Annotated in this window: 17 protein-coding genes and 5 pseudogenes; 4 read left to right on the top strand and 18 right to left on the bottom strand. The window is 64.3% G+C overall.

Annotated elements, in window-relative coordinates:
- Positions 1 to 6: 6 nt before the first annotated feature.
- The 3 genes and pseudogenes from ACVWW3_RS33895 to ACVWW3_RS33885 form a co-directional block, all read right to left on the bottom strand.
- A complete protein-coding gene (locus ACVWW3_RS33895) occupies positions 7 to 999 on the bottom strand; it encodes an SGNH/GDSL hydrolase family protein (RefSeq protein WP_247338691.1) in 993 nt (330 codons plus the stop codon).
- A gap of 12 nt (positions 1,000 to 1,011) precedes the next feature.
- Positions 1,012 to 1,793: pseudogene (locus tag ACVWW3_RS33890) on the bottom strand (SGNH/GDSL hydrolase family protein).
- A complete protein-coding gene (locus tag ACVWW3_RS33885) occupies positions 1,793 to 3,058 on the bottom strand; it encodes an OpgC domain-containing protein (protein WP_456651783.1) in 1,266 nt (421 codons plus the stop codon). Before ACVWW3_RS33885 ends, ACVWW3_RS33890 begins: the two are co-directional and overlap by 1 nt.
- Before the next feature lie 227 nt (positions 3,059 to 3,285).
- Between ACVWW3_RS33885 and apaG the strand changes: the two genes are divergently transcribed.
- A complete protein-coding gene (gene apaG, locus ACVWW3_RS33880) occupies positions 3,286 to 3,678 on the top strand; it encodes a Co2+/Mg2+ efflux protein ApaG (RefSeq protein ID WP_456651784.1) in 393 nt (130 codons plus the stop codon).
- A gap of 132 nt (positions 3,679 to 3,810) precedes the next feature.
- Here apaG and ACVWW3_RS33875 read toward each other — a convergent pair whose 3' ends face one another.
- The 3 genes and pseudogenes from ACVWW3_RS33875 to ACVWW3_RS33865 all read right to left on the bottom strand — a co-directional run bounded on the left by ACVWW3_RS33875 (position 3,811) and on the right by ACVWW3_RS33865 (position 7,117).
- Positions 3,811 to 4,818 carry an Hsp33 family molecular chaperone gene (locus ACVWW3_RS33875; RefSeq protein WP_247443545.1) on the bottom strand — a complete coding sequence of 336 codons (1,008 nt, stop codon included), beginning with the start codon at positions 4,816 to 4,818 and terminating at the stop codon, positions 3,811 to 3,813.
- Between the two features lie 160 nt (positions 4,819 to 4,978).
- Positions 4,979 to 5,914, bottom strand: a complete 936-nt coding sequence (gene argF, locus ACVWW3_RS33870) for an ornithine carbamoyltransferase (RefSeq protein WP_456651785.1) — start codon at positions 5,912 to 5,914, stop codon at positions 4,979 to 4,981.
- Positions 5,914 to 7,117 (bottom strand): annotated as a pseudogene (locus ACVWW3_RS33865) (acetylornithine transaminase). The gene argF and the pseudogene ACVWW3_RS33865 overlap by 1 nt, the downstream one beginning before the upstream one ends.
- A gap of 454 nt (positions 7,118 to 7,571) precedes the next feature.
- Between ACVWW3_RS33865 and ACVWW3_RS33860 the strand changes: the two are divergent.
- Entirely contained in the window at positions 7,572 to 8,084 is a 513-nt protein-coding gene (locus ACVWW3_RS33860) for a GcrA family cell cycle regulator (protein WP_247443547.1), read from the top strand.
- 129 nt (positions 8,085 to 8,213) lie between these two features.
- Here the strand turns inward: ACVWW3_RS33860 and phoB are convergent, their stop codons facing one another.
- The 10 genes and pseudogenes from phoB to ACVWW3_RS33810 form a co-directional block, all read right to left on the bottom strand.
- Entirely contained in the window at positions 8,214 to 8,924 is a 711-nt protein-coding gene (gene phoB, locus ACVWW3_RS33855) for a phosphate regulon transcriptional regulator PhoB (RefSeq protein ID WP_247338705.1), read from the bottom strand.
- Positions 8,925 to 8,939: 15 nt separating this feature from the next.
- A complete protein-coding gene (phoU, locus tag ACVWW3_RS33850) occupies positions 8,940 to 9,656 on the bottom strand; it encodes a phosphate signaling complex protein PhoU (protein ID WP_456651786.1) in 717 nt (238 codons plus the stop codon).
- 11 nt (positions 9,657 to 9,667) lie between these two features.
- The gene (pstB, locus tag ACVWW3_RS33845) at positions 9,668 to 10,489 is read right to left on the bottom strand and encodes a phosphate ABC transporter ATP-binding protein PstB (RefSeq protein WP_247443550.1); all 822 of its coding nucleotides are present in this window, start codon (positions 10,487 to 10,489) and stop codon (positions 9,668 to 9,670) included.
- The gene (pstA, locus tag ACVWW3_RS33840; protein WP_247338711.1) at positions 10,486 to 11,331 is read right to left on the bottom strand and encodes a phosphate ABC transporter permease PstA; all 846 of its coding nucleotides are present in this window, start codon (positions 11,329 to 11,331) and stop codon (positions 10,486 to 10,488) included. Before pstA ends, pstB begins: the two co-directional genes overlap by 4 nt.
- A gap of 4 nt (positions 11,332 to 11,335) precedes the next feature.
- On the bottom strand, positions 11,336 to 12,325 hold the full coding sequence (gene pstC / locus ACVWW3_RS33835) for a phosphate ABC transporter permease subunit PstC (RefSeq protein ID WP_247338767.1): 990 nt from the start codon (positions 12,323 to 12,325) through the stop codon (positions 11,336 to 11,338).
- Positions 12,326 to 12,477: 152 nt separating this feature from the next.
- A complete protein-coding gene (gene pstS / locus ACVWW3_RS33830; protein WP_354103226.1) occupies positions 12,478 to 13,491 on the bottom strand; it encodes a phosphate ABC transporter substrate-binding protein PstS in 1,014 nt (337 codons plus the stop codon).
- Between the two features lie 144 nt (positions 13,492 to 13,635).
- The gene (locus tag ACVWW3_RS33825; RefSeq protein ID WP_456651787.1) at positions 13,636 to 14,934 is read right to left on the bottom strand and encodes an ATP-binding protein; all 1,299 of its coding nucleotides are present in this window, start codon (positions 14,932 to 14,934) and stop codon (positions 13,636 to 13,638) included.
- A 47-nt stretch (positions 14,935 to 14,981) separates the two neighbouring features.
- Positions 14,982 to 16,038 (bottom strand): annotated as a pseudogene (locus ACVWW3_RS33820) (UPF0104 family protein).
- Positions 16,039 to 16,489: 451 nt separating this feature from the next.
- Positions 16,490 to 16,792: a hypothetical protein gene (locus tag ACVWW3_RS33815; protein ID WP_247338718.1), complete on the bottom strand. Its 303-nt coding sequence runs from the start codon at positions 16,790 to 16,792 to the stop codon at positions 16,490 to 16,492.
- 2 nt (positions 16,793 to 16,794) lie between these two features.
- Positions 16,795 to 18,189: an OmpA family protein gene (locus ACVWW3_RS33810; protein WP_247443557.1), complete on the bottom strand. Its 1,395-nt coding sequence runs from the start codon at positions 18,187 to 18,189 to the stop codon at positions 16,795 to 16,797.
- A gap of 164 nt (positions 18,190 to 18,353) precedes the next feature.
- Here ACVWW3_RS33810 and ACVWW3_RS33805 point away from each other — a divergent pair, with 164 nt between their 5' ends.
- On the top strand, positions 18,354 to 19,412 hold the full coding sequence (locus ACVWW3_RS33805) for a polysaccharide deacetylase family protein (protein WP_456651789.1): 1,059 nt from the start codon (positions 18,354 to 18,356) through the stop codon (positions 19,410 to 19,412).
- A 184-nt stretch (positions 19,413 to 19,596) separates the two neighbouring features.
- Positions 19,597 to 20,408: pseudogene (locus ACVWW3_RS33800) on the top strand (SDR family oxidoreductase).
- 178 nt (positions 20,409 to 20,586) lie between these two features.
- Here the strand turns inward: ACVWW3_RS33800 and boxB are convergent.
- The gene (boxB, locus tag ACVWW3_RS33795) at positions 20,587 to 22,038 is read right to left on the bottom strand and encodes a benzoyl-CoA 2,3-epoxidase subunit BoxB (RefSeq protein WP_456651790.1); all 1,452 of its coding nucleotides are present in this window, start codon (positions 22,036 to 22,038) and stop codon (positions 20,587 to 20,589) included.
- Positions 22,039 to 22,186: 148 nt separating this feature from the next.
- A pseudogene (gene boxC / locus ACVWW3_RS33790) lies at positions 22,187 to 23,876 on the bottom strand (2,3-epoxybenzoyl-CoA dihydrolase).
- Positions 23,877 to 24,094 lie beyond the last annotated feature (218 nt).

Here is a 24,094-nt window from a genome sequence, read left to right as displayed (position 1 = left end):
CGACAATTACATCGGCCGGTACGTCCGCACGTCCGCCGGCACGTTCACACCGAGCTTGATCTGGCCGACGGAACGGATGATGTCGTCGCCGAGGAGCTGGGCGAAGCAGGCGTAGCCCCAATCGTTCATGTGCAGGCCGTCGGCGATCACAAAACTCTCGACCGGAAGCGATTGCTTCTCGTGCCAGTCGCGCATCACCTCGAAGCGCGGGAAGATGCCGACGTGACGGAGCTCGGCGACCTTGCCGAGCAGCTTCACCATCTTGCCGGCGCTCTCCGCGCGCTGGTTGACGGCGGGCGAATATTGCGGATCGACCAGCACGACGTCGGCATCGCCGGCGGCCTGGATGCGGCCGATGCCGTCCTCGACCATCTTCGCGGTCTCGCCGGGATCGAGATTGCGCAGCACGGCATTGGTGCCGACCTGCCAGATCACCAGATCCGGATGCACGTCGATCACCGCCTTCTGGAGCCGCTTCATCATCTCGGGCGCGTCCTCGCCGCCGACGCCGGCATTGACGACCGTGATGTCGGCGGTCGGATAATGCCGGTGCAGCTGCGCGGCAAGGCGATTGGGATAGTTGAACTCCGGCGAGCTCGCGCCGAATCCTGCGGTCGACGACGAGCCGAACGCGACGATGACGACTGGCTGGCCGGCGACGAGCTTGCCCGCGACATGCGGCAGCGTGCCCATCGCCTTCGCGCCGCCCTTCGGCGACAGGCAGGGGACGCGGCTGAAGATGTCGCCGGCGGATTTCGCGACCTGCTTCACCTTGTCGATGGCGCGCGCCGTGATGCCGCGCTGGTCGGGGGACGTCGCGGCGACGGTGGTCTGGGACGGTGAAGCGGAAGCGGGATTAGCCGATTGCTGCGGGGCCGGCGTTGCCTGCGCGGCCGGCTCCTGCGCGCGCGACTGCGATACAGGCGTTAGCAACAGCAACGCCGCCGCAGCGGGCGCAGCCAGCCATGCCGTCAGGCAAAAAGGGCGGAGAGAACTCATTAACGCTAGACCTCAATTTTGCTGCTGGGCCGGCTCCAGATGGGCAGCGTCGATGACGAACTGTGCCAACGCCCGGCCAAGGCAATCATGGACCTGTTTCGCCAGCTCAAGCCCGCGCGACGGGCTGAACAGGTCGAACTGCCCCTGATCATTCCACTGCCGCATGATCGCGAAACGATCGAACAGCGGGATATCGTGCTCCTGCGCCACCACCCGCATATATTGTCGAGGTATGGCGGCACCGAGATCATGGTTTCGGTGCGCGGGCTGTACTGCAAATTCATCAAGACGACGTCGGCCCCTGCCTTTTGCAGCGCAGCAACCCCTTCGGTTACCGCGCCACGAAAATCATCGGGATCGATGGCTCGGATAGCATCGACAGTCCCGGTCTGCCAGATGACCAAAGTAGGCGTTTTTGCTTCCATCAGCTTAACGAAGCTGGCGGCCGCTTCCTCTGCCGTCTTCTTGCTCTGTATTTCTACGGAGACGTGCACGGTCTCGGACGGCGGCAGCTTGTCCTTCAGGATGGCCTGCATCCGCGCCGGATAGGAGGCGTCCTCGGAGGCTGGAATCGTGGTCGAGCGGCTGCCGATCACCAGGATTTCGAGCGGCTTGCCGGCCTTGACGGCATCGGCGACCTTGGGAAGCTGGCTTTCGCTGGTGAGCAGATAGGACGGCAATTCGCAGGCTGGAGGCGCGGCTGAAGCAGCAGGCGCAACATCGCCCGCGCGCGCCGAAGGCGCGGCGAGACCACCGCACAGCAGGATCAGGCTCAGGAAAACCTTCGCCTTCATCAGCCCCCTCCCGCCATATCGGCGCTGCCGACGGCGCTTTTGGTTTTCGAACCGCTTTTGTCAGCCACGCGCTTGTACCACGAAATCACCCAGGCCATGGCCCACATGATCAGGATTCCCGAGAGGCTAATCAGCGCATGCAGGACCGGCCCCCCCGCGACCTCGGCCAGGATGAAATGGCCGGCAAAGGCAAGGAAGACGCCGAGACAGAATATCTCCAGGGAATGCGAGCCGCACAGGATCAGCGGCCGCAGCCAGCGCGATTTCAGGCCCGGCCAGTCCCGCGGCAGGACGCGCACGGTGAGCGCGGCCAGCGCCAGGAAATGTGTGAAGCGCAGCACGTCGAGATCGGCCTTGTCGATCGGATACATCCACTGCTCGAGCAGCTTCGGCATGAATTGGGACAGCTGCGGCACATACCAGGTCAGCGTCACGTAGAATGCCGCGACCAGATACGCGATCGAGATCCACATCGTCACCCGCGAAGCCAGAATGCGCGACATGCGTCGTGCGCCCCCGAGCGCACACCAGGCACCGAACACGAACAGCAATTGCCAGGCGAAGGGATTGAACGCCCAGAAGCCGTTCGGATAGGCCGACAGATAGAGGTCGTATTCCCAGGTCACCGCGTAGAGCAGGACCGAGAGGCCGAGCGTCACGTCGGGGCGCCATTTCATCAGCCACAGGATCAACGGCAGCGCCAGCATCAGCACGATGTAGAGCGGCAGCACGTCCATGTTGACGGGACGAAAGCGCAGCAGCAGCGCCTGCACGATCGTGACGTCGGGCTGCTTGAGGAAATCCATGATGCCCATCTCTTCGGTGTAGAGCGGGTTCTCGAACCTGGTCGCGACGTAGGAGATTTCGGCAAGGAAGATCGTGAACAGGAAGACGTGGGCGACATAGATCTGCCAGACGCGCCGCAGGATGCGCGCGGTGGCGACGACGACGCCGGACTCCAGCATCGCCCGACCGTAGACGAAGGCGGCGGTATAGCCTGAGATGAAGATGAAGATCTCGGTGGCGTCGCTGAAGCCGTAATTGCGGATCGTGAACCAGGTCAGAAGACTCGGCGGCAAATGGTCGATAAAAATCAGCCACAGCGCGAGGCCACGGAACAGATCGAGCCGAAGCTCGCGCTCGCCGATGGCCGGCAGCGAAATAGCCGGCGAGGCCGTGCGCGGCCTGGCACCTGCAGGGTTGGCCTGCACAGGCTTGGCGGTTCCCGCGATCATCGATCCCGTCACTTGGTCGGCAATGGTCATCGGGGCCTAAAAACCCTTCCGCAAAATCGCGACTTGGTAAGACGTGGCAAGGAGTGTACCGGTCCGGCCGTCATCTCGCAAAGCGACCGGATCACATGCAAGTACACTTGCAAATACACCTGAAAATACACCTGGATGTGTACTTCCTTTCGAATTCTGGCGGGACGATGTCACCAAGGCCGCCTCCGGCGTTTGGTTCCCCGGCGGATTTCGGTATGATGGCAATCATGTACCGCGCCGTGACCCACCAGATCGAAGTGACCGTCGAGCCGAACTTTGTTCCGGAGCAGTCGTCGGCCGACCGCTCCCGCTATTTCTGGTCCTACACCATTGTCATCATCAATTCCGGCGACGAGACCGTGCAACTCAAGACGCGACACTGGATCATCACCGATGCCACGGGCCGGCAGCAGGAAGTGAAGGGCGAGGGTGTCGTCGGCGAGCAGCCGACGCTCGCCCCCGGCGAACGCTTCGAATACACCTCCGGCGTGCCACTCACGACCGCCTCGGGCTTCATGACCGGCCGTTACCAGATGGTCAGCGCCAGCGGCGAACGCTTCGAGGTTGAGGTGCCGACATTCTCGCTGGACAGCCCGGACAACAAGCGGGTGTTGAACTGAGGTAGGCGGCGGCGCGGCCTTTTGGGGCGCGGCTTCCCCGACGGCGTCATTACTCTCGTGTCCCGGACGCGCTGCAACGCGCGAGCGTTGCTGCGCGGAGCCGGGACCCGGATGGCGACACGGTCCAATGCCTCAAGCGTCTTCCACGCCCGCCTCGGCCGGCGTGAAATCGTACACCGAACTGCAGAACTCGCAGGTCACGACAACCTTGTCGTCCTTGACCATGGCGGCGCGATCGTCGGACGAAAAGCTCTTCAGCATCGATGCGACCGCATCGCGCGAGCAGGAGCATTGCGCCTTCAAGGACAGTGGATTGAACACGCGCACGCCGCGCTCGTGGAAGAGACGGTAGAGCAGCCGCTCGCCGGAGAGCTCGGGATCGATCAACTCGACGTCTTCGACGGTTTCGATCAGCGAGCGCGCCTCGACCCAGGCATCGTCTTCAGCGACGCTATGCACCTCGACGCCTTCGGGCGCATCGCCGGGATGCAGATCGGCCTGCCGCGCGCGCTCAGGTGCCTTCGGCAAGAACTGCATCAGCATGCCGCCGGCACGCCAGCGATGCTTGCCGCCATCGTTCGAACGCCACTCCTCGCCGACGGCGAGACGCACGCGCGTCGGGATCTGCTCGGAGCGCAGGAAGTACTCGTGAGCTGCGTCTTCCAGGCTGCCGCCGTCGAGCGCAACCAAGCCCTGGTAGCGGCTCATCTCGGGCCCCTGGTCGACGGTCATGGCGAGATGGCCGTGGCCCAGCAGCGCGCCGGAATCTTTGGCATCGCCGAGGCGCGCGGCGTCGAAACGTGCGTAGGCTCGCAGGCGATCCGGCGCCATGTAATCGACGACCAGGAACGACACCGGACCGTCGGTCTGGGCCTGGAGGATGAAGCGGCCTTCAAACTTCAGCGCCGAGCCGAGCAGCGTGGTCAGCACGATGGCCTCGCCGAGCAGCTTGCCGACAGGCGCCGGATAATCGTGCCTAGTCAGGATATCGTCGAGCGCCGGACCAAGCCGCACCAGACGACCGCGTACGTCGAGCGCGTCGACCTCGTAGGGCAGCACGGCGTCGTCGACCGGAACCGCGGATGGTGCGCGAACCGGGCCTTCGGGCCCGGTTTTCATGTCAGGGGATTGGGAAATCATGGCGCTTTATCTGGGGTCGGAGGGCGGAAATGGAAGGGGGCGCGGGCCGCGTGTTCCGGGCGCAGTTATGGTTACACACGATACTGCAAGTTCGGTGCCGTCCTGGCGAAATCCAGGACGGCGAAACAAACCGACTTCGCCTTCACCGCGCGCCCCGCGCCTACTTCACCGCGTCGAAGCACCAGGCCAGAATGCCCTTCTGCGCGTGCAGGCGGTTTTCGGCCTCGTCGAACACGACGGATTGCGGACCGTCGATCACCTCGTCGGTGACCTCCTCGCCGCGATGGGCGGGCAGGCAGTGCATGAACAGCGCATCGGGCTTGGCCAGCGACATCAGCTGGGCGTTGACCTGATAGGGCTTGAGCACGTTGTGGCGATGCTCGCCTTCCTTGTCGCCCATCGACACCCAGGTGTCGGTGACGACACAATCGGCGCCGCGCACGGCGGCTTCGGCATCGCTGCCGAGCATGATCGGCGCTCCGGTCGCCTTGATGAAATCGCGCATCGCCTTTTTCGGCGCGAGCTCCGGGGGCGTCGCGACGTTGAGCTGGAACTTGAAGCGTTCGGCGGCGTGCGCCCAGGAGGCGAGCACGTTGTTGTCGTCGCCGGTCCAGGCCACAGTCCTGCCCTCGATCGGGCCGCGATGCTCCTCATAGGTCATGAGATCAGCCATCACCTGGCAGGGATGCGAACGCCGCGTCAGGCCGTTGATGACAGGAACGGTGGCGTTCGCCGCGAGCTCGAGCAGGGCATCGTGATTGAGAATGCGGATCATGATGGCGTCGACATAGCGCGACAGCACGCGCGCGGTGTCGGCGATGGTCTCGCCGCGGCCGAGCTGCATCTCCGCGCCGGTGAGCATGATGGGTTCGCCGCCGAGCTGGCGCATGGCGACATCGAACGACACCCGCGTCCTCGTCGAGGGGCGCTCGAAAATCATCGCCAGCGTCTTGCCTTCAAGTGGCTTGACCGGCTGATGCGCCTTCTGCTTCGCCTTCATCGCGGAGGACGCAGCCAGCATGCTCTTGAGCTCCGACAGCGGCAGCGCGTCGATATCGAGGAAGTGCTTCGGTGCTTTATTGGGCGACTTGCTCATCAGCTTGCCGCCCGCTTGTTGCCGGACAACGCGGTGCAGGCGCGTTCGAGCCGCCCAACGCTGTCCTCGATCTCGGCTTCGGTGACGATCAAAGGCGGCAGGAAACGTACGACATTGTCGCCGGCGCCGACGGTGAGCAGCTTTTCGTCGCGCAAGGCTGCAACGAGATCGCCTGAAGGCACCACGGCCTTGATGCCGATCAGCAGGCCCTCGCCGCGCACTTCGCTGACGACATCGCTATGACGATCGATCACGGAGGCGAGCTTCTGCTTGAGCAGCAGCGACATTCTCTGCACGTGGTCGAAGAAAGCCGGGCTTGAGCATGACGTCGAGCACGGCGTTCGCAGCCGAAATCGCGAGCGGATTGCCGCCGAAGGTCGAGCCGTGCGAGCCGGGCCCCATGCCAGCCGCCGCATCCGCGGTCGCCAGCACTGCGCCGATCGGAAAGCCACCGCCGAGCGCCTTCGCCAGCGACATCACATCGGGCGTCACGCCGAGACGGCGGTGTGCGAACAGATCGCCGGTGCGGCCCATGCCGGTCTGCACCTCGTCGAACGCGAGCAGCAAGCCCTTGTCGTCGCAGAGCTGGCGCAGTGCCTTGAGGAAGGCCGGGGTTGCCGAGCGCACGCCGCCCTCGCCCTGGATCGGCTCGATCAGGATGCCGGCGGTCTGCGGACCGATCGCTTTCTTCACGGCCTCGATATCGCCATGCGGGATTTGGTCGAAGCCATCCATCGGCGGACCAAAACCTTCCAGATATTTTGCAGATCCCGTCGCGGCCAGCGTCGCCAGCGTGCGGCCGTGGAACGCGCCTTCGAAGGTGATGATGCGGTAACGTTCCGGATGCCCTTGGGAGAAGTGATGATGGCGGACCAGCTTGATCACGCCCTCCAGCGCCTCGGCGCCGGAATTGCAGAAGAACACGAAGTCCGCAAAACTCTCATGGCAGAGGCGGTTGGCGAGCTTCTCGCCATCCGGGCTCTGGAACAGGTTCGACATGTGCCAGAGCTTCGTGGCCTGCTCCTGCAACGCTTTGACCAGCGCGGGATGGGCATGGCCGAGCGCGTTCACCGCGACACCCGAGGTGAAATCGAGATAGCGCTCGCCATTGGTCGCAATCAGCCAGCAGCCTTCGCCGCGCTCGAAACCGAGGTCGGTTCTGGCGAAAACGGGGAGCAAATGCGGCGCTGCGCTGTTGGTCATGATGTCACTTGGATGTTGCGGACGGTGTGACGCGTGCATTGCGCAACGCACCATTGACCGGCCCGGAAAACGAAACGTGCCGCCTTTTCGGGGCGGCACGTGTCACTATCTTATGCTTGGGAAGACGGGTGTCAATGCCGCCCGGAAAGCCTCGCGAAACGCTGAATCCGTAGTCTTGCGGTGCCGATTTCGCGGATTTCACCACGGAACATGTGGAAGCGAGTCGGCGGACTCTTGCGCGGGAGTCACGCCATATTGTAGCGTTTGGATTGTCAGATACGACATCTCGTGCAGTGGTTCTGATCTCTAAGTCCTTATGTACCGGCGTAAACGTTCGGGCGTTCTAGTCACGCCCGGCGAGCCTTAAGGGATTCTGGCGGCACGGGTTTTTAAAGGCTTAGGCATTCGCTGCGAGGCGCCAGGATGGCAGGCCGGCAGCGAGGGAAAGGGTGCAATGACAGTTTTGACCTGGTCCGATGATCGCGTCGAGCAGCTTAAAAAGCTCTGGGAGGCCGGACTTTCGGCCAGCCAGATCGCGGCTGAGCTCGGTAATGTGACCCGCAATGCCGTGATCGGCAAAGTGCACAGGCTCGGCCTGTCGGGTCGCGCCAAGAGCCCTTCATCGGCAGCGCCCCGGCCGCGCAAGGCGCGCCCCGCGCAGCATATGATGCGGGTGACCCGCCCGATCTCGCGCGGCAACACCGCGCTGGCACAGGCCTTCGAGGTCGAAGTGGAGGCCGAACCGGTCACCTACGACAACGTGGTGCCGATGAGCCAGCGGCTGACGCTGCTCGAGCTGAACGAGGCGACCTGCCACTGGCCGGTCGGCGATCCCTCGACCCCGGACTTCTTCTTCTGCGGCGGCAAGGCGCTGTCCGGCCTGCCCTATTGCGCACAACACTCGCGCGTCGCGTATCAGCCGGCGTCGGATCGGCGCCGCGCACCGGTGAAGCCGAGCCCGCGCTGAGCTAGCGGATTTAGCTGACTGCAAGGGCGGCGCCGTCACACGATGACGCCTCGGCCCACTTGATGTCGTCCCGGACAAGCGTGCCAAAAGCGCGTGTCGATCCGGAACGACGGCGGAGCTTGAAGCGAGTTACGCCTGCTGCTCCGCCTTGGCAAAACGATCATCCAGCGCGTAGCCGGCGCCGCGGACGGTGCGGATCGGGTCCTGCTCGCGGCCGAGATTGAGCAGCTTGCGCAGGCGGCCGATATGCACGTCGACGGTACGCTCGTCGATGTAGATGTCGCGGCCCCAGACGCTGTCGAGCAGTTGCTCGCGCGAGAACACCCGCCCCGGATGCTCCAGGAAGAACTCCAGCAGGCGATATTCGGTCGGGCCGAGATCGATCGGCCGGCCCGAGCGCGCCACGCGGCGCTTGTCGCGGTCGAGCTCGATGTCGCCAAAGGCGAGCACGGCGGCGAGCCGCTCGGGGCTTGCGCGCCGCAGCAGGCCCTTCACGCGCGCCAGGAGCTCCGGCACCGAGAACGGCTTGACGATGTAATCGTCGGCGCCGGTCGCAAGACCCCGCACCCGCTCGCTTTCCTCGCCGCGCGCGGTAAGCATGATGATCGGGAGCTGCTTGGTCTCGGGACGGGTGCGAAGCCGCCGGCACAATTCGATGCCTGACAGGCCCGGCAGCATCCAGTCGAGCACGATCAAATCGGGGATGTGCTCCTTGAGACGGGTGTCGGCGTCGTCGCCGCGCATGACCGTCTCGACGTCATAGCCGTCGCCTTCGAGGTTGTAGCGGAGAAGCTCGGTCAGGGCTTCCTCGTCCTCAACCACCATAATGCGTGCGCCCATCTCGGTCGTTGCTCCCTAGGTGTTTGGTATCGAGCTGGCGAAGGTCGTCATATCGCCCTTCGGCCGCTTGTCGGTGATTGCCTGGCCCTCGATCATGTAGAACACGGTCTCGGCGATGTTGGTGGCGTGGTCGCCGATCCGCTCGATGTTCTTGGCGCAGAACATCAAATGGATGCAGAACGAGATGTTGCGCGGATCCTCCATCATGTAGGTGAGGAGCTCGCGGAACAGCGAAGTGCAGATGGCGTCGACTTCCTCGTCGCCCTTCCACACCGCCATCGCCGCCGGCAAATCATGCGCGGCATAGGCGTCCAGCACCGACTTGACCTGCTGCTGCACGAGGTCGGTCATGTGCTCCAGGCCGCGGAACAGCTTGAGCGGATGGAAATCCGTCTCCAGCGCCGCGACGCGCTTGCCCATGTTCTTGGCGAGGTCGCCGATGCGCTCGAGATCGGTCGCGACGCGCATGGCACCGACGATCTCGCGCAGATCGACCGCCATCGGCTGACGGCGGGCGATGGTGAGCACGGCGCGCTCCTCAATGCGCTTCTGCAGCGCGTCGAGCTCGATGTCGATGGTGACGACGCGCTGGCCGAGCGGAACGTCACGGCGGATCAGCGCGTCGACGGAATCGACGATCATGCGCTCGGCGATGCCGCCCATCTCGGCAACCAGCCGGGTGAGTTCCTGGAGGTCGGTGTCGAAGGCCTTTGCGGTATGTTCAGAACCCATGTCGCGTCTCCTCAGCCGAACCGGCCGGTGATGTAATCCTGCGTGCGCCGGTCGGTCGGCGACGTAAAGATCTTGTTGGTGTCGTCGAACTCGATCAGCTCGCCGAGATACATGAAGGCGGTCTTGTCGGAGACGCGCGCCGCCTGCTGCATGTTGTGGGTGACGATCGCGATCGTGTAGTCCTCGGAGAGCTCCTGGATCAGCTCCTCGACCTTGGCGGTCGAGATCGGGTCGAGCGCCGAGCAGGGTTCGTCGAACAGGATCACCTCGGGCCGCACCGCGACGGTGCGGGCGATGCAGAGGCGTTGCTGCTGGCCGCCGGAGAGCGACAGGCCGGAGGCGTTGAGCTTGTCCTTGACCTCGTTCCACAGCGCGCCGCCGCGCAGCGCCTTCTCGACCCGGCCGTCCATCTCGGACTTTGATATCTTCTCGTAGAGACGGATGCCGAACGCGATGTTTTCGTAGATCGTCATCGGGAACGGCGTCGGCTTCTGGAACACCATGCCGACGCGGGCGCGCAGCAAATTGAGGTCCAGCCTGGGGTCGAGGATGTTGGTCTGGTCGAGCATGAGCTGACCGGTGGCGCGCTGGCCCGGATAGAGGTCGTACATCCGGTTGAAGATGCGCAGCAGGGTCGACTTGCCGCAGCCCGACGGGCCGATGAACGCCGTGACGCGATTGGCGCCGAGCGTCAGGTTGATGTTCTTCAGCGCGTGGTGCTCGCCGTAATAGAAGTTCAGGTTGCGAACGGTCACCTTGGGGGGGGCCTCGGGCAGCACCGGCGCGTGGGGCAGCCCGCCGGCCGCGCTCATCGATACGGAAAGATCACTCATTTTGCGGTCCTCTCGGCGCCAAGGATGCGCGCGCCAATATTCAGGGCAAGAACGGTCAGGGTGATGAGCAGCGCGCCGCTCCAGGCCAGCTGCTTCCAATAGGCGTAGGGGCTCTGCACGAAGTTGTTGATAGTGACCGGCAGGTTCGCCATCGTCTTGTTCAGGCCGAGGCTGAAGAACTGGTTCGACAGCGCGGTGAAGAGCAGCGGCGCGGTCTCGCCGGCGACGCGGGCAGTCGCAAGCAGCACGCCGGTGATGAGACCCGATCGGGCAGCACGATAAGCGATGCGCTTGATCACCAGCGAGCGCGGCAGGCCAAGCGCCGAGGCCGCCTCGCGCAGTGCGTTCGGCACCAGCAGCAGCATGTCCTCAGTCGTGCGCAGCACCACCGGGATGACGATGACCGCGAGCGCGAGACTGCCGGCGATCGCCGAGAAGCCGCGCATCGGCACCACCACCGCGCCGTAGATGAACAGGCCGATGATGATCGAGGGCGCCGACAGCAGGATGTCGTTGATGAAGCGGATCACCGAGGTCAGCCGGTCGTTGCGGCCGTATTCGGCGAGATAGGTGCCGGCGAACATGCCGAGCGGCGCGCCGATGCCGACGCCGATCACGGTCATGATCAGCGAGCCGACGATGGCGTTGAGCAGGCCGCCCTCGTTCGATCCGGGTGGCGGTGTGTTCTCGGTGAACAGCTGGACATTGAGGCCAGCCAGGCCGTTGTAGAGCAGCGTGATCAGGATCAGCGCAAGCCAGGTGACGCCGAAGGCGGTCGCGGCGATGCAGAGCCCGCGGATGACGAAGTCCTTGCGGCGGCGGCGTGAATAGATCGGGTTCATGGCGTTAGTTCCCCGCCTTCTTTTCCAAACGCATCAGCATCAGCCGCGCGCCCGCGAGCACGAAGAACGTCAGCACGAACAGCAGCAGGCCAAGCAGGATCAGGCCGGACTGGTGCAGGCCGTCGCTCTCGGCGAACTCGGATGCGATCGCCGCCGAGATCGTGGTGCCCGGCGAAAAGATCGACGTCGAGATGCGGAACGAGTTGCCGATGATGAAGGTCACCGCCATGGTCTCGCCGAGCGCGCGGCCCAGCGCCAGCATGACGCCGCCGATGACGCCGACGCGGGTGTAGGGGATCACCACGCTGCGGACGACTTCCCAGGTGGTGCAGCCGACGCCGTAGGCGGCTTCCTTCAGGACCGGAGGCACCGTCTTGAACACGTCGACCGAGATCGAGGTGATGAAGGGCAGCACCATGATGGCGAGGATCAGCGCGGCATTGAACAGGCTGAGATAGGACGGGGGACCTGCGAAGATCGCGCCCAGCACCGGCACGCCGTCGAAGATCTTGATCATGAAGGGCTGGAATGTGTTGGCGAGGAACGGACCCAACACGAAGAAGCCCCACATGCCGTAGATGATCGAGGGGATGCCGGCGAGCAGCTCGATCGCCATGCCGATCGGGCGGCGCAGCCATTGCGGGCAGAGCTCGGTGAGGAAGATCGCAATGCCGAGACCGACCGGGATGGCGATCAGCATCGCGATGAAGGAGGTGACGAGCGTGCCGTACATCGGCCCGAGCGCGCCGAGCACCGGCGGATCGGCGGACGGCGCCCAGCGCTGCGTCCACAGGAAGGAGAGACCGTATTCCTTCATCGCCGGAAAGGCGCCGACGATCAGCGACAGGATGATGCCGCCGAGGATCAGAAGCACCGAGATCGCGGAGAGCCGCGTGATCCAGTAGAAGGTGACGTCCCCGACTTTGAACGCGCTCAAGGCCTTGGCGCGATCATACGGTCCGGCGTCGTCGATTATATCGCTCTGAACGGCCATCTCTGCCACGCCGATCCCCTGTACCAAATAGTATACGTTTTTTGTTGGTCCGCGCCCCGGATGCGACGCTGATCCGGGGCACAGGTGTGGGTCCCGGCTCGGCGCGGCAGCGTTTCACGCTGCAGCGCGTCCGGGACACGAGGATCGCGAGCTTAGCTCTTGATCTCGGCAGCCCAGGTCTTCTCGACCAGGGTCACGACGCCCTCGGGCATCGGGATGTAGTCGAGCTCTTCAGCCGCCTTGCCGCCGTTCTTGAAGGCCCAGCGGAAGAACTTGATGGCTTCCTGCGAGGCCGCCTTGTCGGTGGCGTCCTTGTGCATGAGGATGAAGGTCGCCGCCGTGATCGGCCAGGACTTCTCGCCGGGCTGGTCGGTCAGGATGACGTAGTAGCCGGGAGCCTTGGCCCAGTCGGCGTTGGAGGCGGCTGCCTGGAAGGCTTCGACGGTCGGCTGCACCGGCTTGCCGGCCTTGTTGACGAGACCGGTGTAGGTCAGCTTGTTCTGCTTGGCATAGGCGTACTCGACGTAACCGATCGAGTTCTTGGTCTGGCTGATGTTGCCCGACACGCCTTCATTGCCCTTGGCGCCGACGCCGACCGGCCACTCGACGGCGGTACCTTCACCGACCTTGCTCTTCCAGTCAGCGCTGGCCTTGGCGAGGTAGTTGGTGAAGTTGAAGGTGGTGCCCGAACCGTCCGAACGGCGGACCACGGTGATCGCCTCCGACGGCAGCTTCAGGTTCGGATTGAGCTTCTTGATCGCGGCGTCGTCCCATTTGGTGATCTTGCCGAGATAGATGCTGGCGAGGGTCTCGCCGTCGAACACCATCTCACCGGGCTTCACGCCCTCGATGTTGACGACGGGAACGATGGCACCCATCACCATCGGCCACTGGACGAGGCCGTCCTTTTCGAGCTGCTCGGCCTTGAGCGGCGCGTCGCTGGCGCCGAAGGTCACGGTCTTGGCCTGGATCTGCTTGATGCCGCCGCCGGAACCGATCGACTGGTAGTTCAGGCCGTTGCCGGTCTCTTTCTTGTAGGTGTCAGCCCATTTCGAATAGATCGGGAACGGGAACGTCGCACCGGCACCGGTGATATCGGCGGCAAAGGCCGCCGTCGTCGATGCGGCGACCAAGCCAGCAGCGACGATCGTTTTGAGGAAATTCATGTTGGTCTCCATGCAGGGGAGCGAAGCGCCGTCCGCGCCCGATCGCGCTCCCCGTGCCGCTCCTTTAGGAGCGGACAGCTGCGCTTTTACGAAGCTTTCGTGACAGCTGGATGACGGAGACAAGCAATTGGAATCGCTTGTATTTCAGCTCTGGATCAAGGCCTTCACCTGGGGAAAACAGGCGGTAAAAGTGGCGCCCTGCTTGGGCACGCTTTCGATCAAAAGCCGGCCGCGATGGCGGTTAAGAATATGTTTCACCAGCGATAATCCGAGGCCGGTGCCGCCCTGCGAGCGGCTGTCACCGATATCCACCCGGTAGAAGCGCTCGGTCAGCCGCGGCAAATGCTCCGGCGCGATGCCGGGGCCGAAATCCCGGACCAAGACCCGGATTTCATGAGTTCCATCAATGGCAGGACTGGACGTCAGCGACACGACGACACGGCCACCCGAGGCGCCGTATTTGAGCGCGTTCTCGATCAAATTTTCGAACAGGCGGAGCAGCTCCTCGCGGTCGCCCGCGATCATCACCGGCGTCTCGGGCAGATGGGTCTCGACCTCGACCCGGCGTTCCCGCGCCAGCGGTTCGAGCCCGTCGGCGACCTGGAAGATAATCGGCAGCAGGTCGACCAGGGTGTCGGGGCGCACATGGGCTGACAGTTCCACCCGCGACAGCGACAGCAGATCGTCGATCAGGCGCGCCATGCGGGTGGCTTGGTTGTGCATGATGCCGAGGAAGCGCTCGCGCGCCTTGGGATCGTCCTTGGCCTGGCCCTGGAGCGTGTCGATGAAGCCGGACAGTGCGGCCAGCGGCGTGCGCAGCTCGTGGCTGGCATTGGCGACGAAATCGGCGCGCATTTCCTCGACCCGGCGCAGCGGCGTCTGGTCGTGGAAGGTCATCAGCATGCATTTGTCGGCGCCGCCGAAGGTGGTCGGCACCGGCACCGGCGTGATGGTCAGCTCCATCCAGCGATCGACCGGGACATGGTCGAGATAGGTCGCGCGCCGCGGCTCGGTAGTCGCGATCGACTCGCGCAGAGCGGTGATGATCTCCGGCGAGCGCAGTGCGAACTGGGCCAGCTCGTTCCGGCGCAGCGCCGGCGCGAGTTGGGCGGCCGCAGCGTTGAGATGGATGACGCGGCCGGCACGGTCGAGCAGCACCGCAGGATCGGGCATGCCGGCAACGACCGCGGCCACCGCCGCGCTCTCGACGGGGGTGACGCGACGGGTGTCTTCGCGCGAGGCGGCAGTATCGTGCAGGCGCCACGGGATCAGCGCTGCGGCCGCGATGCAGAGGAACACTGTCGCCGCCCGCATCACCGACAATTCGCCGAGCGAGACCACCACCGACAGCGCCAGCGCTGCGGCGATCAGGATGATGGTCGAGTGCCGCAGCCGGTCGGACCAGGGCCGGGCGGTGGGAGACGATGGGGCGTCGATCGCCATCGGGGCGGGCTTCTCCAAGGGGCTTTTAGGCTCAAGACTTGCGCCGGTCAGGCGCCGCTGTCGCTGCGCTTTCTCACATAAGCGGCTTTAGGCGCGGGGCCGGGGTCGAGCTTGAGCGCGGCCTGCTGCAAGCGTTTCGATCGTGCGCCGATGATAACCTCGCGAAACGTCAGCAAGACTACAGATATGACGAAGGGCGACAGATAATAGAGCACACGGAACAGCAGCATGCCGCCCAGCAGTTCCTCGCGGTCCATCTGCCAGAGGCCGACCAGCATGGCGGCGTCGAACACGCCAAGGCCCCCGGGCGAATGGCTCGCAAAGCCGAGCAAGGTGGCCGAGACGAAGATCACCGCGACCACCACGAAGCCGAGATTGGGCTCGTCCGGAACCAGCACGTACATCGCGAGCGCGCAGAAGCCGAGATCGATGATGCCGATCGTGATCTGGAGCAGCGTCAGCGGGCCGCCCGGCAGCATCACGGTCCAGGGTCCGCGACCGACCATCCGCGGCTGGGTCCAGACCCAGACCACATAGGCGACCAGCCCGACGATGATCATCATCGCCAGCGTCCGGTTCAGCCAGGGCGGCAGCTGGTCGATCGCCGCGGCGGCCTCCGGATGATAGGAGATGCCGAGGCCCAGCACGGCGGCATTGCCGAGCCAGAAAGTCAGGCCGGCGAGGAAACAGATTTTTGCGACGTCGATCGCGTTCAGGCCGTAGGCCGAATAGATGCGGTAGCGCACTGCGCCGCCGGTGAAGACGCTGGCGCCGACATTGTGGGCCGATCGAATAGCTGGTAAAGGCGGCGAGCGCGTTGATGCGATAGGGCACGTGCGCGTGGCCGATCGCGCGCACGGCGAACAAATCGTAGAAGGTCAGCGTGAAATAGCCCGCGGCGACGAACAGCCCCGCCATCGCAATCTGGCTCGGCTCGGTGCTCTTGATCGCTTCAAGGACCTCGTTGACATCGATGCCGCGCAGCATGTGGTAGAGCACGTAGCAAGCGATGCCGATGACCGCGACGCTGATCACAACTCCAAGCTTATGCAGGATTTGCTTCTGGCGCAGAAACGACATCGCTCTGCGTATGGCTTCCAGCATCTAAACCTCGAACAACGCTTCAGCGGCCAGGGAGGCCGGCGAACAGGCGGACGACACGCAGGCGCTCAACGAACCTTCGCCGCCGGCTCCGGCATCGCGCAGGCCCCCTTCCTCTCCCCTAGCGCGTTTTCGGGCGGAGTGGAATTCGGCAATTCGAACAAAAACTCGTGCCTTCAGTATTTTAGGCAGGGTTATGGGCTCCTGGTGCACGGTTTGGCGCTTTCGGCGGCAAGACTGACGCGAATCTCCATGGCGATCCTGCGCAGTCGCCATGAAGTTTTGATGATTTCGACCGCACAATGTTCCGTCACGGCTTAAGCCGACGTCAATCTATGGGCCGCACCCACCTCTTGAAAGAGGGGTGACTTGAGCGCTTGATCGCGGTTTTCCGATGTGCCGAACGGCCGCGCAGCCCGACCCTGACTCCCGTGGTCAAGGGGGCACGGCAACATCACAGAGCGGCCGGCGGCGCGGTGCGCGAGACCACGCGGTCGCGCAGCCAGGCGCCGATGGTGCAGCCGACAAGGTAGCAGGCGAACATGATCAGGGCGAGGTCGAGCCAGTAGCCGAAACGGCCGGGGACCACATGCGCGAACGAGACGGCGACCAGGGCGGCCGCAAGCACGGCGAGCCAGCGCGCGGTCACTTTCGAGGTGCCGTTGCCGCGCTGGACCACCGAGATCCAGCCCATGCAAAAGCCGAGCAGTAGCGAGCCGATCAACCAGCCGAGATGAAACGAGACGAGATAGGGCATCGTTACCTCACCAGAAATTCGATGCGGCGGTTCTGCGCCTTGGCGTCTTCGGTGGCGTTACCGGCGACGGGCTGCGTGCTGCCATAGCCGACCGCGGTGAAGCGGCTGGCGGGCAGCCCGGCCTTGACCAGATAATCGATCACCGCCTGCGCGCGCTTCTGCGAGAGAGCCTGGTTGAAGGCGTCCTCACCGTCGGCATCGGTATGCCCGGCGACCTCGATATTGGTGGTGGGGCATCGCAGCGCCGTCTCGATCAGATGATCGAGAATGCCGGCGGAATCCGGATCGATGTCGGCGCGCTTCGCCCCGAAGCGGATCTTGGCCTTGGCCAGCAGCTCCGAGAACAATTGCTGGCACACGGTGCCGTCGACCGGGCCGGCCGCGGGTTTCACCGTGATTTCCGGCTTGTACTGCCAGTTTTTCGGGAAATCCTTGCCGAGACCTGCCCGGATGTCGTTGGCGGCCCCTTCATAGAGCGCATCGCCCGACAGCTTTACCTCACGATCGGATAAGACGAGCGTGCCGGTCGACAGTCGCGACAGCCCGCCGAGCGCTGCGACCACGGCGGGGTTGAAGGCGCCGGGCGCGCCGAGGCTGGCCTTGAGATTGTCGACGACCTTTTCGTTGAAGAATTTCCGCGACGCGCTGGTGACGATTGCCGTGTGGACATTGTTGTCGGGAACATAACCGGTCAGCGTCACCGTCGCGGCCACCGGATCCTTGTAGGCCTGGAAGACGTAGGGCGGCGCCTTGACGTCGTTGGCAGCAATCGAGAAGCCCTCGGGCAGGTTCTTGAGCGCGGCTGCGACCGCTTCGCGGCCGCCGAGGTCGCGCGCCATGCCCGACAGATTGACCTTGGTGTCCGTTATCGTGATCTTGCCGTCCTTGAGCTTGCCGATCTGGTCGAGCAGCAGCGTCGCAGCCGCCTCGAACCGCGGCGGCGCGCCGCGCGCCAGCCCCATTTGATCGGCCACCTCGACGCCGCCGAGCTCCTTGCGGGCCGCCTCGGTCAGGCGGCCCTTGATCGACGGCAAGGGCGCGGAGCCTGACAGCGTCACCCGCACCACGTCGCGTTCGGCGTTCCAGACGAAGGGTTTGGCCTCGGGAACGAGGCGGGTCCGGTCGTCGACCAGGCGCACGCCGGGGACGGTCTCGACCGCCACCACGGCGTCGCGCCGCCCCTCCTCGGAAAACGCGTCCGCGGCCAGGCTGACGTCGCGGCCGTCCACCGCGATCCGGGTCTTGTCCAGAACGGTGTCCTTGAGGGCGGCCGAACTCCGGGCGGAAAGGTCCGCCTCGACCGGCAAGGTATTATTCCAGGCCGCAAATCCCCACATGACGGCCAGCGGGATTAACCCCGGCCACCATTTGCTGGCCCACCTGAAAAGCTTCTGCATTCGACGACCCGAACTCTGGAACCGGAGACAAAACAAACCCTTGGCAGGCTGTCAAACCGGAAATGACGCCCTTCCAAAGGCCCTGCATGGACAATTGGAATAACTTTTTCTTCAAGGGTTCTTCCGTAAGTTGAATCCGGAATGCCAGAGTCCGCCCGCCGGTCATGAAACAACTCCGAAACAACGTCATCCGCGCCGGGCTGGGAGCACTCTATTTCAGCGGGGCGCACCATCTGTTGCGCCCGCTTTTATCGGGCGTCGGCGCTATTTTCATGCTGCACCACGTGCGGCCGGGCCGCGACGCCGCCTTCCAGCCGAACCGGCATCTCGAAGTCACCCCCGAATTCCTGCGCGCCACGCTCAGCCATTTGCGCTCGCACGAGATCGACATCGTCAGCATGGACGAGCTGCATGAGCGGCTGGTGCGGGGCCGGTTCGACCGCCGCTTCGCCGCCTTCACGCTCGACGACGGCTATCGCGACAATCTCGACTATGCGCTGCCGGTTCTGCGCGAATTTGACGCGCCTCTGGCGGTCTATGTCGCCAGCGATTTCGCCGAGGGCACGGGGCGGCTGTGGTGGGAGGCGCTGGAAGCCGTGATCGCCAAGACCGAGCAGATCGAGGTCAAAATCGGCAATGCCGCGCTGCGGCTCGATGCGACGACGCCGGCCGCCAAGCAGGCGGCGTTCGACCGCGTGCACGACTGGCTCCGCGCATTGCCGGGCGAGCACGATCTCAAGCGCGAGATCGAAGCGCTCTGCACCAGGTACGGCGTCGATATGACCGCGTTGTGCCGCGGCCTCTGCCTGTCCTGGGACGAGGTGAAGCGATTTGCCGCCGACCCCCTGGTCACGATCGGTGCCCACACCATCAGCCATTGCAATCTCGCCAAGCAAAGCGAAGAGATCGCCACGCAAGAGATAGCCGTGAGCCGCGCGCGGATCGAGCAGGCGCTCGGCCGCAATGTCCAGCATCTTGCCTATCCCTATGGCGACCGCCAAGCCGCAGGCGAGCGTGAATTCGCCCTTGCGGCGACCGCCGGTTTCAAGACCGCGGTGACGACGCGGCCCGGTATGCTGTTCGCCGAGAACGCCGGCCACATGACCGCGCTGCCACGCGTCTCGCTCAACGGCAATTACCAGGACACGCGAATTTTGCCGGTGCTGACCTCAGGCGCCGCGACCGCGATGTGGAATGGCTTTCGAAGGATCGCGGCGGCTTGATCCAACCGCACACTCAGACCTCATCCTGAGGAGCGCTCCGAAGGAGCGCGTCTCGAAGGATGGGCCGCCCGCATCCTTCGAGACGCGCTGGCGCGCTCCTCAGGATGAGGGCGGAGCTGACGACGAGCTGAGTTGACTCCCCTCCCCACCCCGCTCACAACCAGCGCAAACCAAGGGAGGCATCATGTTCAACGATCTGTTCTCGCTCAAAGGCCGCGTCGCGCTGGTGACCGGCGGCTCGCGCGGCATCGGCAAGATGATCGCGGCGGGATTTCTCAGCGCCGGTGCGGCGAAGGTCTACATCACCGCGCGCAAGGCCGGGCCTTGCGAAGCGACCGCGAACGAGCTCACCGCGCAGTATGGCGGCGAGTGCATCGCGCTGCCGATCGACATCTCGACGCTCGCTGGCGCCGAGCTGCTCGCGAGTGAATTTGGGAAGCGCGAGCCAAAACTCGACATCCTCGTCAACAATGCGGGCGCCGCCTGGGGCGCGGAGTTCGACGAGTTTCCCGAGAGCGGCTGGGACAAGGTGATGAACCTCAACCTCAAGGCGCCGTTCTTCCTGACCAAGGCGCTGGCGCCGATGCTGCGCGCGGCGGCCTCGGCAGAGCGGCCGGCAAAGGTGATCAACATCGCCTCGATCGACGGCATTTTCGTTAATCCGGGCGAGACCTATTCCTACGCGGCGAGCAAGGCCGGGCTGATCCATTTGACGCGGCGCATGGCCGTGAAGCTGATCTCCGACCATGTCGTGGTCACCGCGATCGCGCCGGGCCCGTTCAAATCCGACATGAACCGCGCCGCGCGCGCGACCACAGCGACGAGGTCTCGACCCGCGTGCCCGCGGGGCGCATCGGCACCGACGAGGACATGGCGGGTGCCGCGATCTATCTCGCCTCGCGCGCGGGCGACTATGTGGTGGGCGCAACCATCGCGGTGGATGGTGGAATTGTTTACGCAAACCCGGGGATCAAGGGGAGCGGGTGGGATAGCTGAGGGTTGCCGCGACGGCGGCGTGCCCTCGCCTCATACTCAGTGTCGTGCCCTGCGCAGGCGGGGCATCCAGTACGCTGCGGCCTATCGGTTCTAGGCCTCGCTGCCTCTGGAATACTGGATCACCCGCTTTCGCGGGTGATGACACCATTTGTATTGCGAGAGCGTCAGACCCTGACCCCTACGACTCGATCTTCACGTACTCGAAATCGCCCGGCTTGTTGTCGATGCCGACCTTCGGCGGCGAGATCCAGGATGCGAACACGCCGGTCTCGGTGACGGGCTGCATCAGCGAGGTAATGAAGTCGCCGTCCGCGGTCGAGGGCAGCCAATCATCCTTGCGCTTGGCCCAATTGGCGTCGTCGATCAGGAGTCCGTCGGGCGTCGCGTGGATGGCCTTGAACTCGCCGATATGGCGGTGGAAAGCGACGTTGGGCAGCTTGAGCTCAAACTGATAGCCCGCGGTCGAGATCACCTTGTTCCAGCGCAGCATGCCCTTGACACAATCCTGGCTGTAATCGTCGCGCAGGCGCATGTTGAGCGCGGTCAGCGCCGGCTCGTCGACCAGCTTGATCTCGCCGTCGATGAACTTCAGCACCGGATAGGTCGCGTTCTTGAGCTGGTGATCGTCGTCGATCTGGGTCTCGTGATAGCGACCCTTGATGCCGGTGTTGAAGGCGTTGGCCGCGTTGGTCGAGACTTCCGAGCCGAACAGATCAAGCGACAGCGTGTAGTGCAGGTTCAGCTTCTTCTGGATGGTCGGCAGGTCGATCACGCCGAGCGCGCGGACTTTTGCGATGTCGGACGGATCGGTGATGCCGGCTTCGCGCATCGCATCGCAGGTGCGCTGCACGACGCGGGTGATGCCGGTCTCGCCGACGAACATGTGGTGCGCTTCCTCGGTCAGCATGAAGCGGCAGGTGCGCGACAGCGGATCGAAGCCGGACTGCGCCAGCGAGTGCAGCTGCATCTTGCCGTCGCGGTCGGTGAAATAGGTGAACATGAAGAAGGACAGCCAGTCCGGCGTCGCCTCGTTGAAGGCGCCCAGCATGCGCGGCGAGTCAGCGTCACCCGAGCGGCGGCGCAACAAATCGTCAGCCTCTTCACGTCCGTCGCGACCAAAGTACTTTTGCAGCAGGTAGACCATCGCCCAGAGGTGACGGCCTTCCTCGACATTGACCTGGAACAGATTGCGCATGTCGTACAGCGAGGGCGCGGTCTTGCCGAGGTGGCGCTGCTGCTCGACCGAGGCAGGCTCGGTGTCGCCCTGGATCACGATCAGACGGCGCAGCATGGCGCGATACTCGCCCGGGACCTCCTGCCAGGCCGGCTCGCCAAAATGCTCGCCGAACGGCACGACGCGATTCTCCTCGTGGGGCGCCAGAAGAATGCCCCAGCGATAGTCGGGCATCCGCACATAGTCGAACTTGGCCCAGCCGCGCGGATCGACGGAGTAGGCGGTACGCAAATACACCAGCGACTCCTGGAAACCTTCCGGCCCCATGTCGCTCCACCAATCCATGTAGCCGGGATGCCAGCCTTCCAGCGCCTTCAGCACCTGGCGGTCTTCGGCGAGATTGACGTTGTTCGGAATCTTGGTCGAGTAGTCGACGTTCATGATGTTCATGCTCATGGCCGTGCTCCTTGCGATCTCTTGTCCCGGATGCAGTGCGGCGCGAAGTGCTGCACTGCTGAGCCGGGACCTATTGTCCGGTCCGTAATGGGTCCCGGTTCTGCGCAGCGTCACTTCGTGCCGCAGCGCGCCCGGGACACGAAAGTCGTCACACCCGCGTCATATCGAATTTCGGCTTCTGGCCGCTGCCGTAGCGGCGCAGCGCGCCTTCCTCGCCGACCGCGTTCGGGCGCTGGAAGATCCAATTCTGCCACGCGGTGAGACGCGAGAAGATTTTCGATTCCATCGTCTCGGGGCCGACGAAGCGCAGGCTGGCTTCCATGCCGGTGAGGCTGTCGGGCGAGAAGCTGGCGCGCTCCTCCAGGAACACGCGGACCTCGTCGTCCCAGTCGATGTCGTCGAGCGCGAAGGTGACGAGACCAAGCTCTTCGGCCTGCTCGGCGTCCAGAGCCGTGCCCATCGTGGCTTCCGCGCGTTCCACATCGGACGGGTCGGCCTGGAAGCGCGACTGAAGCCGCGTCAGGCCATGGCTCATCGGATACGGGCCGAAATTCATCGCTGACAGCTCGATCGACGGCGGCGGGCGGTTGTCGCCCTGGCGCGTGCCGATCAGCATGTAGGAGCGGTCGGCGGCGAAGACGAGCTCGGCGAGCGTGCCGGCAAAGCAGGAGCCGGGCTCGACCAGCGTCACCAGCGTGCGCGAGGTGACGTCGATGCGCTTCAAGACGCGCTTCCAGTAATGCCTGATCTCGTTGACCAGCCAATGCGCCTTGTTGGCTTCGAGGAAGGCATCGCAGGCGAGCACATGGGCGCGATCGCCGTGACTCTTGAACACCAGCATGGCGATCTCGAGCTCGTTGATGCGCAGATGCAGGATCGCGTCGTCGAGTTCGCGCGCCACCTGGAGCGGCCAGAACGCGACACCCTGCGCCATCATGCCGTCGATGTCGGCGGGCGGCGCGGCTTCAGGCGCCTTGATCGAGATCGTGGCGATGCGCGCGGCGCGGTCGATATCGACGGTGATAAAGCCATAGCGCAGGCTGGTCTCGTCGATGACGCGCTTGAGCGGGGAGAGAGCAATGCCCTTGCCGCTTCCGTTGCGCTTCGACGCAGCCGCAAACTCCCTGGCGCGCTCGGCAACCTTGCCTTCGAGCTTGCTGTTCGGCGCGATCTCGTCGACCAAGGCGCCATTGCACGGCGCGCTTGCCCTTGACGCCTTCCTCGATAGTGCAGAAGAAGTCGGCATGGTCGCGGCGCACCTTGCGTTTGTCGACCACACGCGTGAGGCCGCCGGTGCCCGGCAGCACCGCGAGCAGCGGCACTTCGGGCAAGGCAACGGCAGATGCGCCGTCATCGGCGAGCATGATGTAGTCGGTGGCGAGCGCAAGCTCATAGCCGCCGCCGGCGGCCGAGCCGTTCACGACAGTGATGAAGCGCTGGCCGGAATTTTCCGACGAGTCTTCCATGCCGTTGCGGGTCTCGTTGGTGAACTTGCAGAAGTTGACCTTGTGGGCGTGAGTCGAACCCGCGAGCATGCGGATGTTGGCGCCGGCGCAGAACACGCGGTTCTTGGCCGAGCGCATCACCACGACCTTCACCTCGGGGTGCTCGAAGCGCAGCCGCTGCACCACGTCGGCAAGCTCGATGTCGACGCCGAGATCGTAGGAATTGAGCTTGAGCAGATAGCCCTCGAACAGGCCGCCGTTCTCGTCGACGTCCATGGTCAGGGTGGCGACATCACCATCGACCGCGAGCTTCCAGTGCCGGTAGCGGGACGGTTCGGTTTGGAAATCGATGAATGTCGCGCCGCCTGCGAGGCGCCGATCTTCCCCGGCCATGGGCCACCCTTGAGCTTGTTTATGCGTTTTGGCTGTCGCGTTAGATGCACAATAGTGCATCTTTTTGGGCGCGTCTAGCCCTTAACGGACGAGGCATGCACTTTGTTTCATGACCCCCGCTGGGATCACGCGCCGGCGCTGAGCGCGATCCAGTCGGCTTTGGACAGTTGCGGCCTGCCGAGCTTGGCTTGAAGCAGGCCGTCAGCGCCGGGACCGGA

The sequence above is a fragment of the Bradyrhizobium sp. LM2.9 genome, assembly GCF_054056555.1.
Note: the sequence above shows the minus strand (reverse complement) of the source record. Positions and strands in the feature narration are given on the sequence as shown.

Coding starts and splice junctions, on each gene's coding strand:
- ACVWW3_RS33895 (WP_247338691.1), bottom strand. CDS start 999: ATGAGTTCTCTCCGCCCTTTTTGCCTGACGGCATGGCTGGCTGCGCCC.
- ACVWW3_RS33885 (WP_456651783.1), bottom strand. CDS start 3,058: ATGACCATTGCCGACCAAGTGACGGGATCGATGATCGCGGGAACCGCC.
- apaG (WP_456651784.1), top strand. CDS start 3,286: ATGTACCGCGCCGTGACCCACCAGATCGAAGTGACCGTCGAGCCGAAC.
- ACVWW3_RS33875 (WP_247443545.1), bottom strand. CDS start 4,818: ATGATTTCCCAATCCCCTGACATGAAAACCGGGCCCGAAGGCCCGGTT.
- argF (WP_456651785.1), bottom strand. CDS start 5,914: ATGAGCAAGTCGCCCAATAAAGCACCGAAGCACTTCCTCGATATCGAC.
- ACVWW3_RS33860 (WP_247443547.1), top strand. CDS start 7,572: ATGACAGTTTTGACCTGGTCCGATGATCGCGTCGAGCAGCTTAAAAAG.
- phoB (WP_247338705.1), bottom strand. CDS start 8,924: ATGGGCGCACGCATTATGGTGGTTGAGGACGAGGAAGCCCTGACCGAG.
- phoU (WP_456651786.1), bottom strand. CDS start 9,656: ATGGGTTCTGAACATACCGCAAAGGCCTTCGACACCGACCTCCAGGAA.
- pstB (WP_247443550.1), bottom strand. CDS start 10,489: ATGAGTGATCTTTCCGTATCGATGAGCGCGGCCGGCGGGCTGCCCCAC.
- pstA (WP_247338711.1), bottom strand. CDS start 11,331: ATGAACCCGATCTATTCACGCCGCCGCCGCAAGGACTTCGTCATCCGC.
- pstC (WP_247338767.1), bottom strand. CDS start 12,325: ATGGCCGTTCAGAGCGATATAATCGACGACGCCGGACCGTATGATCGC.
- pstS (WP_354103226.1), bottom strand. CDS start 13,491: ATGAATTTCCTCAAAACGATCGTCGCTGCTGGCTTGGTCGCCGCATCG.
- ACVWW3_RS33825 (WP_456651787.1), bottom strand. CDS start 14,934: ATGGCGATCGACGCCCCATCGTCTCCCACCGCCCGGCCCTGGTCCGAC.
- ACVWW3_RS33815 (WP_247338718.1), bottom strand. CDS start 16,792: ATGCCCTATCTCGTCTCGTTTCATCTCGGCTGGTTGATCGGCTCGCTA.
- ACVWW3_RS33810 (WP_247443557.1), bottom strand. CDS start 18,189: ATGCAGAAGCTTTTCAGGTGGGCCAGCAAATGGTGGCCGGGGTTAATC.
- ACVWW3_RS33805 (WP_456651789.1), top strand. CDS start 18,354: ATGAAACAACTCCGAAACAACGTCATCCGCGCCGGGCTGGGAGCACTC.
- boxB (WP_456651790.1), bottom strand. CDS start 22,038: ATGAGCATGAACATCATGAACGTCGACTACTCGACCAAGATTCCGAAC.